We start from the raw sequence: 14,005 nt of genomic DNA, 5'->3' as shown, positions 1-14,005 counted from the left end.
GATCCGGCCCGACGGGATCGGACGGTGCGGGCGGTCGATCGCGTCCTCCTCGCGGTCCGCCCAGTCGTTGAGCGCCATGCCCGCCTCGTACAGGCAGAGCGAGGCGCCCACGGCGAGCGCGGTGCCCCGGCCCGGGCGTACGCCGCGCGCGGCGGCGCCTGCCAGGGCGTCACCGGGGACCGTGAACAGCGCCGAGATCCGCAGCAGTTCGGCCCAGGCGCGCAGGCTCACCTGGTCTCCTTCAGCCGGTCGGCGAAGGAGAGCAGAACGGTGAACTGCTCGGCGAGGGAGGCGGGCCCGCCGTCCGGGTCCTTGAAGTAGAAGCCCAGCTCGGGCAGCGGGCCGCTCAGTCCGATCTCGTGGGCGCGGGCCACCAGCCTCGCCAGGTCCAGCACCAGCGGCGCGGCGAGCGCCGAGTCGCAGCCCTGCCAGATGGTCTGAAGGATCATGCGGGAGCCGAGGAAGCCGTCGAAGGCGATGTGGTCCCAGGCCGTCTTCCAGTCGCCGAGCGCGGGTACGTCGTCGATGTGCACCTCGCCCTCGGGCGCGGCACCCAGGGTGTCTGCGAGTACGCGTTCCTTGCCCGCGTTCTTCGCGGCCGCTGCCGCGGGATCGGCCAGCGCCGCTCCGTCCCCGCCGCCCAGCAGGTTCGTGCCGGACCAGGCCCGTACGGTCAGGGCCCGCTGCACGAACATCGGGGCGAGCACGGAACGGAGCAGCGTCTGGCCTGTCTTGCCGTCGCGGCCCGCGTGGGGAAGTCCGCTGCCGGAGACGGCGTCGGCGAGGGCCGCCGCGCGCAGCCCGGTCGACGGGGTGAAGTTGACGTAGCCGCAGCCGGCCCGCAGCGCGGCTGCCGCGTACAGCGAACTCGCGGGCAGGCGCGGGTCGTCGGGCCCGGGCGCGGGTTCGGTGGAGGAGACGTTGACGACGACCGTACGGGCCACGCCGGTGCGGGCGGCGAAGTCCTTGATGTCGGCGGCGAAGGACGCGATCAGCTCCTCGTCGTCCCTGACGTCGCCGGCCCCCGGTCCGCCGGCTCTGATCTCCTGGTCGGCGAGGGTGAGTTCGGTGTCGATCGCCGCGGTGAGGCCGTGCGGCAGCACTCCTGCCGCTGTGAGCGCCTCGGCCCGCTTCGGCAGCGGACAGCTCGCCGTGTCGTGGCCGCCGAAGACGAGTGAGGAGAGGGCGGGGAGGCCCGCGTCCGCGAAGGGCGGGGTCTCGGTGACCATGCCGGTCGGCGGGTGGAGCCCGGCGGTGACCGCCGCGCACCCCGCTACGGCTGTCGTGGCGACGGAGCCTCGTGCTCCGACGAACCAGACTCCGGTACGTGCTGCGGTCGACTCAGGCATGTTCGTCACGGGCTGCCTCCCTGCCGGTCATGTGCCGGTGCTGTGGTGGTGGGCGGCGGGCGGGGGGTACGGCGCCACCCCGCCCGCCGCCGGCTTGCGGCCGCCCGTCCCAGGGTTACTGGGCGGGCAGTTCCTTCAACTGGATGTTCCTGAAGGACACCTGGTCATCGGCGCTGTGGTTCTGGATGCCGAGGTAGCCGTCCTTCAAGCTGCGGGCCGGGTCGGTGTTGGTGAAGTCGTTGATCTTCACTCCGTTGAGGAAGACCTGGAGACGCTCCCCCTGGACCCGGATCTCGTAGTTGTTCCACTGGCCGGGCGGCCGCAGAACCTGGTCGCGGGCCTTGATGTCGGCCGCTTTGAACGTGTAGACGGATCCGGTGGTGCGGTCGGGCGCGTCCGTCGCGTCGATCTGCACCTCGTACCCGTTGTCCACCGCCGACCAGGGGTCGTCGGAGGCCGGGAACCCGACGAAGACACCGGAGTTGTCGTCCCCGGCCAGCTTCCAGTCGAGCTTCAGTGAGTAGGAGCCGAGCTGCTTGGGCTGGTACCAGAGCATGCCCAGGCCGCCCTCGGAGCGCAGTTCACCGTCGGCGATGGTGAACTTGCCCGGTCCGGCCTGCTTCCAGCCGTCCAGAGACTGCCCGTTGAAGATCGGGCGGTAACCTGTTTTCGGCTTGCAGTCGGCCTTGACCTGGCCCGCCGCGTAGCGCAGTCCGCCGAGCAGGTGCTGCTGGAAGGCGGGGTCCGCGTAGGACTCCTTGGTGTGGCCCATCCCGGTGTAGAAGGAGCGGCCGCCCTCGTAGCTCTGGCACCAGGCGATCGGGTGGTCGCCCTTCATGGTGCCGCCGGTGTAGCTGGTTTCATCCAGAGTGGCGAGCACACGAACATCAGCCCGAGGGTCGGTGCGGTAGTTGTACCACTCGTCCGTGCGGGTCCAGGCGGTGTCGAGGTGGGCGGTCGCCGGGTTGGTGGCGTCCTCCACCCGTACGGTGGCCGGCTGGATCTGCGGGTGGCCCTGGAACCAGGCGCCGACCAGGCCGCCGTAGAAGGGCCAGTCGTACTCCGTGTCGGCGGCGGCGTGCACGCCCAGATAGCCGCCTCCGGTGGAGATGTAGTACTCGAACGCCTTCTGCTGCTCGGCGTTCAGGACGTCACCGGTCGTGGAGAGGAAGACCACGGCGTCGTAGCGGGCGAGGTTGTTGGTGGTGAACTGCCGCGCCTCCTCGGTGGTGTCGACGGTGATGTTGCTGTCCTTGCCGAGCGCCTTGAGGGCGGTGATGCCCTCGGGGATGGCGTCGTGGCGGAAGCCCGCTGTCTTGGAGAAGACCAGGACGCGCTTCTCGGTCTTGCCGGGCGCCTTGTCGCTGATGGTGAAGTCGTCCAGGTCGTACAGCGCCCCGTCACCGCCCTTGAAGACGAGGAACAGCTCGGTGCTCTTCTTCGGTACGGCGCGCAGCGGCACGTCGATGTCCTGGAACGTGTCCCAGCTCCCGGTGACGGGGATCGGGGCCGAGCCGAGGAGGTTGCCGGTGGCCGAGCCCGTGCGCACTTCGAGGAATCCGCCGGCGCCGGCGGAGGAGATCCGCGCGGTGAGCGTCTTGGACCCGGTCAGGTTGTACGGCTTGAAGGAGATCCACTCGTCGTTGTTGATGTCGCCGACGGTCTTGCCGCCGTTGGCGCTCGTCTTGTCCTGGAGCTTGATGCCGGAAGAGCCGTTGAAGTGCTCGGCCTGCCGGTGGCGCGGCTGGAGCTGCGCCTGGTCGTGGCTGGTGAGCGCCGCCTGACCGCCGCCTCCGCCGTCGGTGTACTCGGCGTCGAGCACCCCGAAGATATTGGCGTTGGGATCGTGGTCGGCGTCGGCCGGCGCGGTGATGGTCCCTTCGCAGCCGGTGGCCGAGGTGATCGGGTGGCCGTGGCTGTCGTGGCCGAGAACGTAGTTGACGGTGACCTTGGAGCAGTCGATCGGACCGTCCTCGGGGTCGGTGACGGTGACCTTGAAGGGCAGGGTGTCACCGAAGTTGAAGAGCGTTCCCTCGGCGGGTACTTCGAGGGTCACCTTGGGCGCCGTGTTGCCGGCGACCACATGCACGGAGGCGGTGGCGGTGCGGTCCGTGGCGTCGGTGACGGTCAGGGTCGCCGTGTAGGTGCCGTTCTTCTTGTACGAGTGGACCGGGTCGGCCGCGGTGGAGGTGGAGCCGTCGCCGAAGTCCCACGCGTACGTCAGCGCGTCGCCGTCGGGGTCCTCGGTCCCCGCTGAGGAGAACGTGACCTTCAGTGGGGCTTTGCCCGAGGTCTTGTCGGCGGCGGCCACGGCGATCGGTGACCGGCCGCCGGTGGTGTTCTCGATGCGGTAGACGGCCGAGTTGTCGTCGCCGCCGAACCAGGAGAGGCCGTAGTCGAGTACGTAGAGGGCGCCGTCGGGGCCGAACTCCATGTCCATGACCTGGGTGCCGGACCACGGGAAGTCGTTGATCTTGTTGACCGTGCCGTCGTCGCCCTGCTCGATCCGCTTGATCCACTGGCGGCCGAACTCACCGGCGAAGAAGTCGCCGTCGTAGGCCTCGGGGAACTTCACCGGAGAGTCGAGGGAGGCGTCGTAGCGGTAGACCGGGCCGCCGGTGGGCGACTCGGAGCCGCCGGAGCCGAACTCGGGGACGCTGCCGCCGTCGTACGGGATCCACGCGGGCTGCGCCGGCGGGAGGTCGACCAGGCCGGTGTTGTGCGGCGAGGTGTTCTTCGGCGCCGCGCAGTCGAACGACTCGCCGGACGCGCCGGTCGCGAAGTCGTAGTCGACGAACGCGTCGTTGGCGCCGGTGCAGTAGGGCCAGCCGAAGTTGCCCGCCTCGGTGATCCGTGCGAACTCGACCTGGCCGCCGGGGCCGCGGGTCGGGGAGGCGGCGCCGGCGTCGGGGCCGTAATCACCGACGTAGACGATGCCTGTCTTCTTGTCGACGGAGATACGGAACGGGTTGCGGAACCCCATCGCGTAGATCTCGGGCCGGGTCTTCTCGGTGCCCGGGGCGAAGAGGTTGCCGTCCGGGATCGTGTACGAGCCGTCGTCGGCGACCTTGACGCGCAGGACCTTGCCGCGCAGGTCGTTGCTGTTGCCCGCGCTGCGCCGGGCGTCGAACGCCGGGTTGCGGGTGGGGCGTTCGTCGATCGGGGTGTAGCCGTCCGAGGCGAAGGGGTTGGTGTCGTCACCCGTCGACAGGTACAGGTTGCCGTCGCCGTCGAAGGCGATGTCGCCGCCGACGTGGCAGCAGGTGCCCCGGGACGTGGCGACGTCGAGGACCTTCTTCTCGCTGGCCTTGTCGAGCGTGCCGTCGTCGTTCAGCGTGAAGCGCGAGAGGCGGTTGTAGCCGTCGTACGGGGCCCAGTCGGCGGGCGAGCCGTTCTCGGGCGCGTCACCGGCGGGGGTGTTCAGCTTGGGCGCGTAGTACAGGTAGATCGCGTGGTTCTCGGCGAAGTCCGGGTCGACCCCGACGCCTTGCAGTCCCTCTTCGTCATGGCTGTAGACCTCCAGCGTGCCGGCGACCTTGGTGTCGCCCGCCGCGTCGGTGATCCGCAGTGTGCCGTCGCGAGAGGTGTGCAGCACCCGCCGGTCGGGCAGCACGGCGAGCGACATCGGCTCGCCCACTTCTGCCGCGCCCTTGGCCAGCGTCACCTGCTGGAAGCTCTCAGCGGCGGGCGCGGGATCGGCGGCGGCAAGTGCGGGTACGGCGCTCAGGCTCCCCCCGACGAGCAGGGCGCCCGTCAGGTACGCGATCAGGGATCTGGCTCTGAGACGTTTTCTGTGCACGAAAGTCCTCCAGAAGATGGGCTGTTCGTACGTACGTATGGCCGAGGAGCGCGGAGCGCTCGTCTCACGACGTCACCGACGTGCGCCGTCACGCCGGGGACTCTCTATGTCCTGTACACCTCAGGGACGGTAGCCGTGTTCGTCCCGGACGGAAAGACCTTGCGCAGTGGTCAAGTTGTACTTTTTCCCGGCTCAGGACAAAGCCTCTTCGGGGCATGCCGGATGGCCCGGCGGCGGTTCTCCACCGCCGGGCTCGATCGGGTGACCCAGAGGGCCTACGGCCTAGTTGCCGCCTCCGAACGCGGCGTCGAAGGACGCCGTGGGCGGGTCGAAGTCAAAGCGCTTCAGGTCGGCCAGCGCCTCCGGGGCGCCGGCGAGACGGTCCATGCCCGCGTCCTCCCACTCGACCGAGACGGGACCCTCGTAGTTGATGGACCGCAGCATCCGGAAGACGTCCTCCCACGGCACGTCGCCGTGGCCGGCCGACACGAAGTCCCAGCCGCGCCTCGGGTCGCCCCAGGGCAGGTGCGAGCCGAGCCGCCCGTTGCGGCCGTCGAGGCGCTTGCGGGCCTCCTTGCAGTCCACGTGGTAGATCCGGTCCCGGAAGTCGTAGAGGAAGTTGACCGGGTCCAGGTCCTGCCAGACGAAGTGGCTGGGGTCGAAGTTCAGCCCGAAGGCCGGCCGGTGGTCGACCGCTTCGAGCGCCTGCTTGGTGGTCCAGTAGTCGTACGCGATCTCGCTCGGGTGGACCTCGTGGGCGAAGCGCACCCCCTCGGCGTCGAAGACGTCCAGGATCGGGTTCCACCGCTCGGCGAAGTCCTCGTACCCCCGCTCGATCATGCCGGGCGGCACCGGCGGGAACATCGCGACCAGGTGCCAGATCGACGAACCGGTGAAGCCGATGACCGTATTGACGCCGAAGGCGGCCGCCGCCCTCGCGGTGTCCTTGATCTCGGCCGCCGCGCGCTGCCTGACGCCTTCGGGCTCCCCGTCGCCCCAGATGCGGGCCGGCAGGATGCCCTGGTGCCGCTCGTCGATGATGCTGTCGCAGACCGCCTGGCCCACCAGGTGGTTGGAGATCGCCCAGCACTTCAGCCCGTACTTGTCGAGCAGTTGGTGACGGCTGTCCAGATAGGCCGGGTCGGCGAGCGCCTTGTCGACCTCGAAGTGGTCGCCCCAGGTGGCCAGTTCCAGACCGTCGTAACCGAAGTCACGGGCGAGCCGGCAGACCTCTTCCAGGGGCAGGTCGGCCCACTGGCCGGTGAACAGGGTGAACGGACGAGACATGCGGTTTCCCTCCTAGCCTTGCGTTTCCGACGGCTGCGGTACGGGGGTGTACACGGCGTTCTTCGCCGCGCTCTCCTCCACCGCCGCGAGCACCCGCTGCACCTGTAGCCCGTCGGCGAACGACGGTACCGGGGCCGTTCCCGTGGCGATCGCCTCGACCAGATCGCGGGCCTGGTGGATGAAGGTGTGCTCGTAGCCGAGCGCGTGGCCCGGCGGCCACCACGCCTCCAGATAAGGATGCTCCGGCTCCGTGACCAGGATGCGGCGGAAACCGGACGACGGCGCCGGCTCCGTGTGGTCGTGGAACTGGAGCTCGTTGAGCCGCTCCAGGTCGAAGAAGAGCGAGCCCCGCTCACCGTTGATCTCCAGGTGCAGCGCGTTCTTGCGCCCCGCGGCCATCCGCGTCGCCTCGAAGGAGGCCAGCGCGCCGGAGGCGAACCGCCCGGTGAACAGCGCCGCGTCGTCCACGGTCACCGGACCCAGCTCGCCGCCGCCCTCGGCCGACAGGCCGGCCGAGGCCCCGGAGAGCACCGGCCGCTCCTTCACGAACGTCTCCGACAGCGCCGAGACCCCCGCGAGCGGCTCCCCCGTCAGGAACTGCGCGAGGTCGACGATGTGCGCGCCCAGGTCACCGAGCGCCCCGGAGCCCGCGTGCTCGCGCTTGAGCCGCCAGGTGAGCGGGAACTCCGGGTCGACCAGCCAGTCCTGGAGGTAGGTGACCCGTACGTGCCTCAGCCGCCCGAGCCTGCCCTCCCCGATCAGGGTCCTGGCGTAGGCGACGGCGGGCACCCGGCGGTAGTTGAAGCCGACCATGGCCACCTGGCCGCGGGCCGCCGCCGCCTCGGCGGCCGTGACCATCGCCTCGGCCTCGGCCACCGAGTTGGCCAGCGGCTTCTCGCACAGGACGTGCTTGCCCGCCTCTAGCGCGGCGATCGCGATCTCCGCGTGGCTGTCCCCCGGGGTACAGATGTCGACCACCTGCACGTCGTCGCGAGCGATCAGCGCCCGCCAGTCGGTCTCGGCGGCGGCCCAGCCGTGTTTGGCGGCCGCGGCGCGGACAGCGTCCTCGTCACGTCCGCAGATCGCGGCAAGCACGGGCCGCACCGGCAGGTCGAAGACGTGTCCGGCGGTGCGCCACCCCTGGGAGTGGGCGGCGCCCATGAACGCGTATCCGACCATGCCGACACCGAGTGACGGCGGCGCACCGGCCTCTTTCTCCGACGCTTCCCGCGACACTTCCCTGGGGGTCATGGGGAGTACTCCTCTGTCTTTCGCACGGTGGGGGCAGACGTGTCAACGCAGGTCAGCTAAAGCCCTGCGACAGATACTGGTCGATGTTCGTCTTGTCCACCACGGCCGAGAACACGGTGATCTGGGTCGGGATCTCCGACTCGGAGATGCCGCCGATGCCCTTGGACTGGCCGAGAGCGCGCGCCAGGTCGATGGCGGAGGCGGCCATGGTCGGCGGGTAGAGCACGGTCGCCTTCAGGACGCCGCTGTCCGCCTTGATCATATCCATCGCCGACTTGGCACCGGCGCCGCCGACCATCAGGAAGCCCTTGCGGCCGGCCTGGTCGATGGCGCGCAGCGCGCCCACACCCTGGTCGTCGTCGTGGTTCCAGATGGCGTCGAAGTCGGGCTGGGCCTGGAGCAGTTGCGCCATCTTGGCCTGGCCGGACTCGACGGTGAAGTCGGCGGCCTGCCGGGCGACCTTCTTGATGTTGGGGAAGTTCTTCAGCGCGTCGTCGAAGCCCTTCGTGCGCTGCTGCGTCAGCTCCAGCGCGTCGATGCCCGCCAGCTCGATGACCTTGGCGTTGGGCTTGTCCTTGAGCTTCTCGCCGATGTAGTTGCCGGCGTTGAGCCCCATGCCGTAGTTGTCGCCGCCGATCCAGCAGCGGTAGGCCTGCGGCGTCGCGAAGATCCGGTCCAGGTTGATGACCGGGATCCCGGCCCGCATCGCCTTGAGACCGGCCTGGGTGAGCGCCTTGCCGTCGCCCGGCAGGACCACCAGGACGTCGACCTTCTTGTTGATCAGCGTGTCGACCTGGCCGATCTGCGCGGCGGTGTCGTTGGAGCCCTCGGTGGCCTCCAGCGTCACGTCCGAGTACGAGGCGGCGCGCGACTTGGCCTGCTCGTCGATCGCGTTCAGCCAGCCGTGGTCGGCCTGCGGTCCCGCGTAGCCGATGGTGACGTGCTTGCCCGGCTTGCTGTCGGCGGCCGGCTTGCTCGCGGCAGCGGGCTTCTTCGCGGGCTCGTTGCTGGTGCAGGCGGTCAGGAAGGCACCCGCTGAGACGGCGGCGGTGCCGAAGAGCAGCCCTCTGCGACTGGTTTCTGGCATGGCGGTTGGACCCTTCAGGTAGGGCGGTGCGACGGACGGCTGTGCGTGCGGGGTGGTGCGGTCGTACGGGTCGTACGTGCGGTCAGGCCTCGCCGCTCCGTGCGGTCCTGCGCTGGACCAGTACGGCGGCGACGATGATCGCGCCCTTGGCGATCTGCTGCACATCGCTCTGGAGGTTGTTGAGCGCGAAGATGTTGGTGATCGTGGTGAAGATCAGCACACCGAGCACGGAGCCGACGATGGTGCCCCGGCCGCCGGTGAGCAGCGTGCCACCGATGATCGCGGCGGCGATGGCGTCCAGCTCGTACAGGTTCCCGTTGGTGTTCTGTCCCGAGCCCGCAAGGATGATCAGCAGGAAGGCCGCGATGCCGCAGCAGAGCCCGGAGAGCAGGTACAGGTAGAGCCGCTGCCTGCGCACGTCGATACCGGCGAGGCGGGTGGCCTCGGGGTTGCCGCCGACGGCGACCGTACGGCGGCCGAAGGTGGTGCGGTTGAGCACCAGCCAGCCGACGATCGTGACCGCGGCGAAGACCAGCACGAGCGGCGGTATCCCGAGGATGTAAGAATCCCTGACACCGAGGTCCAGTACGGACTTCACCGAGACGATCTGCGTCTTGCCGCCGGTGAGCTGGAGTGCGAGGCCGCGCGCCGAGGCGAGCATGGCGAGCGTCGCGATGAACGGCACCATCCCGCCGTACGCGATCAGCAGCCCGTTCACCAGGCCGCAGCCGAGTCCCACCAGCACGGCGGTGAGGAGGATGCCGAAGAACCCGTACTCCTGGGTCGCCACCGTCGTCGCCCACACCGAGGAGAGCGCCACGATCGCGCCGACCGAGAGGTCGATGCCGCCGCTGGTGATGACGAAGGTGACACCGACGGTGACGACGCCGATGACCGAGGCCTGGGTCAGGACGAGTTGGAGGTTGTTGACGTCCAGGAACTCCTGGGGCCTGGTGATCCCGCCGACGATGATCAGCGCGAGGAGAACGCCGAGCAGCGAGAGGTTACGGACGTCGAGGCGGCCGAACGCGGGCCCGCCGCGCCTCTTTCCGGCCGGCGGCGGTCCCGCGGTGTCCGCGGCGGGCCTGAGCGGCTCGGGCGTGGCCGAGGCGTCGGGCCCGCCCTGCTGAGCCTGGGAGGCAGGCTGGTTCATGGCGTCGGGCTCCCTTCCATCACGAGATCGAGTACACGGTGCTCGTCGAGCTCCCCGGCCGGCGCCCGGTGGACGACGCTGCCTTCACGGAGCACCAGCACCCGGTCGGCGAGGCCCAGGACTTCGGGGACCTCGCTGGAGACGAGCAGTACGGCGAGGCCTTCGTCGGCCAGCCGGCGGATCACGGCGTACAGCTCGGCGCGCGCGCCGACGTCGACGCCCCTGGTCGGTTCGTCGAGCAGCAGGACCCGGCAGCCGCGCAGCAGCCAGCGGGCCAGGACGGCCTTCTGCTGGTTGCCGCCGGAGAGCGTACGGATCCGGGCCTCCGGGTTGTCGGGGCGCAGCGACAGCTCCCTGGTGGCGGTCTGGGCCGCCCTGCGCTCCTCGCCCCGGTCGAGCCAGCCGCCGCGGGAGAAGCGCGACAGCGACGACACCGACACGTTGCGGGTCACGGATTCGAGCATCAGGAGCCCCTGGGCCTTGCGCTCCTCGGGGGCGAGGCCGAGTCCGGCGTGTACGGCGGCGCGCACGCTGCCCGGCCGCAGCGGGACGCCGTCGACCAGGACGCGTCCGGCGCTGGGCTTGCGTGCCCCGTAGATCGTCTCCAGGATCTCGGAGCGTCCCGAGCCGACGAGGCCGGCGAGGCCGACGATCTCGCCGGGCCGCAGGTCCAGGTCGAGGGGGGCGAACTCCCCGTCCCTGGTGAGCCCTTCGACGCGCAGGACGGGTTCGGCCGTGGCCGCCGCCCCCGGCCGCTCGGGGAAGACGTACTCGACGTTGCGGCCGGTCATCAGCGCGACGACCTCGCGGGTCGGGGTCTCCTTGGCCGGCAGTCCGACGGCGACGGTACGGCCGTCCTTGATGACGGTGACACGGTCGCCGATGCGCCGGATCTCCTCAAGACGGTGGGAGATGTAGACGACGGCGACCCCGTCGGCGGTGAGGGTGGCGACGATCCGGAAGAGGTTGTTCACCTCGTCGGGGTCGAGGGCGGCCGACGGCTCGTCCATCACGATCAGCCGTACGTCGTGGGAGAGCGCGCGGGCCATCGAGACGATCTGCTGCTGGGCGGCGGAGAGCGAGCCCACGGGCCGCTGCGCCTGGATCTCCGGGTGGCCGAGCCGGGCGAGCAGCGCGGTCGCCCTCTCCCTCGCCTCGCGCTTCTTGACGACGAATCCGGCGGAGGCCGGCTCGTGGCCGAGGAAGATGTTCTCGGCGACCGACAGGCCTTCCACCAGGTCGAGTTCCTGGTAGATGGTCGCGATGCCGAGCCGCATGGCGGCGATGGGTGACTTGAGGCTGACCTCCTCGCCCTGCCAGGTGATGACACCGCCGTCGGGCTGGTGGGCCCCGGCGAGCACCTTGATGAGCGTGGACTTGCCCGCTCCGTTCTGGCCGAGCAGGCAGTGGACTTCACCTGCCTGGACTTCCAGGTCCACACCGTCGAGGGCGCGGACGCCGGGGAACAGCTTGGTGATGCCTGACATGGTGAGCAGAAGGCTGTCTGGTGGTGGTGCCATGGCGGATCCCCTCGGCGGATGCGGCCGTAGAGCGGGCAGGGCGGAAACAGGTGCGGCGGAGCCGTCGTGCGTGTGCGGTGACTGCTGCGTACGGTGTGTGCTGCCGTGCGGTGTGCTGCCGTGCGACGTGCTGCGAAGCGGTGCGCTGTACGGGTGCTGTGCGGTGCGGAGCCTTACGGTGCGCTGTGCGGTGGTGTGCCGTTGTGTCAGGTGCCGTGTGGTGCGCGCCGCCGGCCGTCAGGCCGGCGAGAACAGGTGGTCGCTGATGAGCCGGGCGGCGCCGGTGACTCCGGCGGTCGGGCCCAACTCCCCCAGGACGATGGGGAGATTGCCGGTGGCCAGCGGCAGGGACTGCCGGTAGACCTGGGTACGGATGCTGGCGAGCAGCGTGTGTCCGAGTCCGGTCACACCGCCGCCGATCACCACGAGACCCGGGTTGAAGAAACTCACAAGTCCGGCGATGACCTGGCCGAGGCGGTTGCCGCCCGCCCGGATGAGGTCGAGTGAGGTGGGGTCGCCTGCCGCGGCCGCTGCGGCGACGTCCACCGCGGTGAGCCGTCCCTCCGTGGCGAGCCGCGCGGCGAGTTCGGGCGAGCGTCCGGTACGGGCCGCGTCCTCGGCGTCGCGCGCGAGTGCGGCGCCGCTGAAGTGGGCTTCCAGACAGCCCTTGTTGCCACAGGCGCAGGCGCGCCCGTCCGGCTCGACCTGGATATGGCCGATGTCGCCGGCGCTGCCGGTCGTACCCCGGTAGACCTCGCCGCCGACGACGATCCCGCAGCCTATGCCGGTGCCTATCTTGACGCAGAGGAAGTCACCCACGGACCGTGCGACGCCCGCGTGCTGCTCCCCCATCGCCATCAGGTTCACGTCGTTGTCGACCATGACGGGGCAGCCGAGTTCCTGGCTGAGCGCCTCCCGTACGGGAAAGCCGTCCCAGCCGGGCATGATCGGCGGCGCGACCGGCACGCCCTCGGGGAAGCGGACAGGTCCTGGAACCCCGATGCCCGCGCCGTCGAACCCCTCGGCGAGACCGGAGACCTTGAGCTTCTCCGCCATCGTGAGCACCTGCTCGAAGATGGCGATCGGACCCTCGCGCACGTCGATGGGGTGGTTGAGATGGCCCAGCACCTCCAGCTCCGCGTTGGTCACCGCCACGTCGATGGAGGTGGCGCCGATGTCGACGCCGAGGAACCGCAGGGCGGGCGCCAGCCGGATGTTGTGCGAGCGCCGGCCGCCGCGCGAGGCGGCGAGTCCGTCGGCGACCACCAGGCCGGTCTCCAGCAGCCGGTCGACCTCGACTGCGAGTTTGGAGCGGGAGAGGTCGACCTGATCACCGAGCTGGGCGCGGGAGTTGGGGCCGCCGTCGCGCAACAGCCTGAGCAGTCGCGCCTGGTGCGCGTTGGCCGGTCGTGCGGTCATACGTCTCACGCGCCCCTCCCCGCCATGTCGGCTGTGTCCGTCGGGCTTTGAAGGGGAACGTAGCAGCGCTTGACCTCAGTGGGAAGAAGTTGAGCGGGAATCCGGTGCAACTTTCTCCACACCGAGGACAAAGGGAGGAAAGAACTCCGGCCGGACAGCAGCGAACCAGGACCTTCCGGACACGGAAGAGCCCCCGCGATGTTCTTCACGGGGGCTCGGCCGGATTGGTTCGGACCAGGTCGGTCGGATCAGGGACGGTCAGTTGTGGTCACGGTGGTGGTAGGTGTTCCTGGTGTGCTCGGTGTGACCGCGCATGACTTCCGTCGCCCGCGCCTCGTCGCGGTCGGCGATCGCGGCGATCAGCGCGCGGTGCTCGATCCAGGACTGCTTGCCACGCTGCCTGGCGACCGGCGTGTAGTACCAGCGGACCCGGCGGTCCACCTGGCCCGCCAGCTCGGCCAGCACGAGATTGCCCGCCAGCTCCATGACCTTGGCGTGGAACGCGGCATTGGTGGCGACGGTCAGATCCACGTCGTCGTCCGCCACGGACTGCTCACCCTGCGTACAGAGGGCCTCCAGCGCCGCGATCCCCTCTTTGCCGGAATTGGCCGCCGCAAGCCTGGCGGCCTCCGCCTCCAGGAGGGTACGGACGGACAGCAACTGGTCCGCCTCGTCCTCGGTCGGCTCGTGGACGTACGCACCCTGGGCCGGCCGCAGGTCGATCCAGCCTTCGGTGTTGAGGCGCTGCAATGCCTCCCGCACGGGCTGGCGTGACACCCCCAGGTGACCGGCCAGTTCACTCTCGACCAGGTGCTGGCCCGGGCGCAGCGCGCGGGTCGTGATCAGTTCGAGCAGAGCCTCGTACACACGTTCACGCAGTGGCCCCGGTCGTTCGAGCTTGGGCACGGCTCCCTGCGGCAGTCCTGCAGACAACATCGTGGTCCCCCCTCCTGGCCGGCTGTGTCCCATGACGTCATGACGGAATCAAGACATTGGCTATCGTCTACAGTCTACCGGGAATGGAGTGGTTCATGGACAGCGGATGACCTGTCCCGCGTACGAAAGATTCCCGCCGAAGCCGAAAAGCAGGGCCCGGGCCCCGGATGCGACCTCCCCGCGGGCCACCAGTTTGGACAGGGC

General features: G+C 69.8%; 11 protein-coding genes. All 11 read right to left on the bottom strand.

The features are described 5' to 3' along the window. Positions 1–231 (bottom strand): UbiA family prenyltransferase (locus QR77_RS35400; RefSeq protein WP_040026092.1); only part of this gene is annotated, 231 nt, incomplete at its 3' end. Beyond that, positions 228–1,349, bottom strand: coding sequence for an inositol-3-phosphate synthase (locus QR77_RS35395; protein WP_040029218.1), 1,122 nt, complete (start codon positions 1,347–1,349; stop codon positions 228–230). The genes QR77_RS35395 and QR77_RS35400, both read right to left, overlap by 4 nt. Before the next feature lie 115 nt (positions 1,350–1,464). Next, positions 1,465–5,148: a ThuA domain-containing protein gene (locus QR77_RS35390; RefSeq protein WP_040026091.1), complete on the bottom strand. Its 3,684-nt coding sequence runs from the start codon at positions 5,146–5,148 to the stop codon at positions 1,465–1,467. 282 nt (positions 5,149–5,430) lie between these two features. Further along, positions 5,431–6,435: a sugar phosphate isomerase/epimerase family protein gene (locus QR77_RS35385; protein ID WP_040026090.1), complete on the bottom strand. Its 1,005-nt coding sequence runs from the start codon at positions 6,433–6,435 to the stop codon at positions 5,431–5,433. Positions 6,436–6,447: 12 nt separating this feature from the next. After that, entirely contained in the window at positions 6,448–7,686 is a 1,239-nt protein-coding gene (locus tag QR77_RS35380) for a Gfo/Idh/MocA family oxidoreductase (RefSeq protein WP_040026089.1), read from the bottom strand. A 52-nt stretch (positions 7,687–7,738) separates the two neighbouring features. Beyond that, the gene (locus tag QR77_RS35375; protein ID WP_040026088.1) at positions 7,739–8,773 is read right to left on the bottom strand and encodes a substrate-binding domain-containing protein; all 1,035 of its coding nucleotides are present in this window, start codon (positions 8,771–8,773) and stop codon (positions 7,739–7,741) included. Positions 8,774–8,855: 82 nt separating this feature from the next. Beyond that, a complete protein-coding gene (locus QR77_RS35370; protein WP_040026087.1) occupies positions 8,856–9,926 on the bottom strand; it encodes an ABC transporter permease in 1,071 nt (356 codons plus the stop codon). Then, a complete protein-coding gene (locus QR77_RS35365) occupies positions 9,923–11,446 on the bottom strand; it encodes a sugar ABC transporter ATP-binding protein (RefSeq protein WP_040026086.1) in 1,524 nt (507 codons plus the stop codon). Before QR77_RS35365 ends, QR77_RS35370 begins: the two co-directional genes overlap by 4 nt. A 237-nt stretch (positions 11,447–11,683) precedes the next feature. Next, complete coding sequence (locus QR77_RS35360; RefSeq protein WP_040026085.1) at positions 11,684–12,865, bottom strand: ROK family transcriptional regulator; 1,182 nt, start codon at positions 12,863–12,865, stop codon at positions 11,684–11,686. Between the two features lie 258 nt (positions 12,866–13,123). Then, complete coding sequence (locus QR77_RS35355; RefSeq protein WP_078877550.1) at positions 13,124–13,801, bottom strand: GntR family transcriptional regulator; 678 nt, start codon at positions 13,799–13,801, stop codon at positions 13,124–13,126. A gap of 93 nt (positions 13,802–13,894) precedes the next feature. Next, a partial coding sequence (locus QR77_RS44365; RefSeq protein WP_347359829.1) for a 3-oxoacyl-[acyl-carrier-protein] synthase III C-terminal domain-containing protein occupies positions 13,895–14,005 on the bottom strand: 111 nt, incomplete at its 5' end.

The sequence above is a fragment of the Streptomyces sp. 150FB genome, assembly GCF_000818195.1.
In the GTDB taxonomy this organism is placed as follows: Bacteria; Actinomycetota; Actinomycetes; order Streptomycetales; family Streptomycetaceae; genus Streptomyces.
The sequence above is the reverse complement of the archived record's forward strand: the minus strand, read 5'-3'. Positions and strand labels throughout refer to the sequence as shown.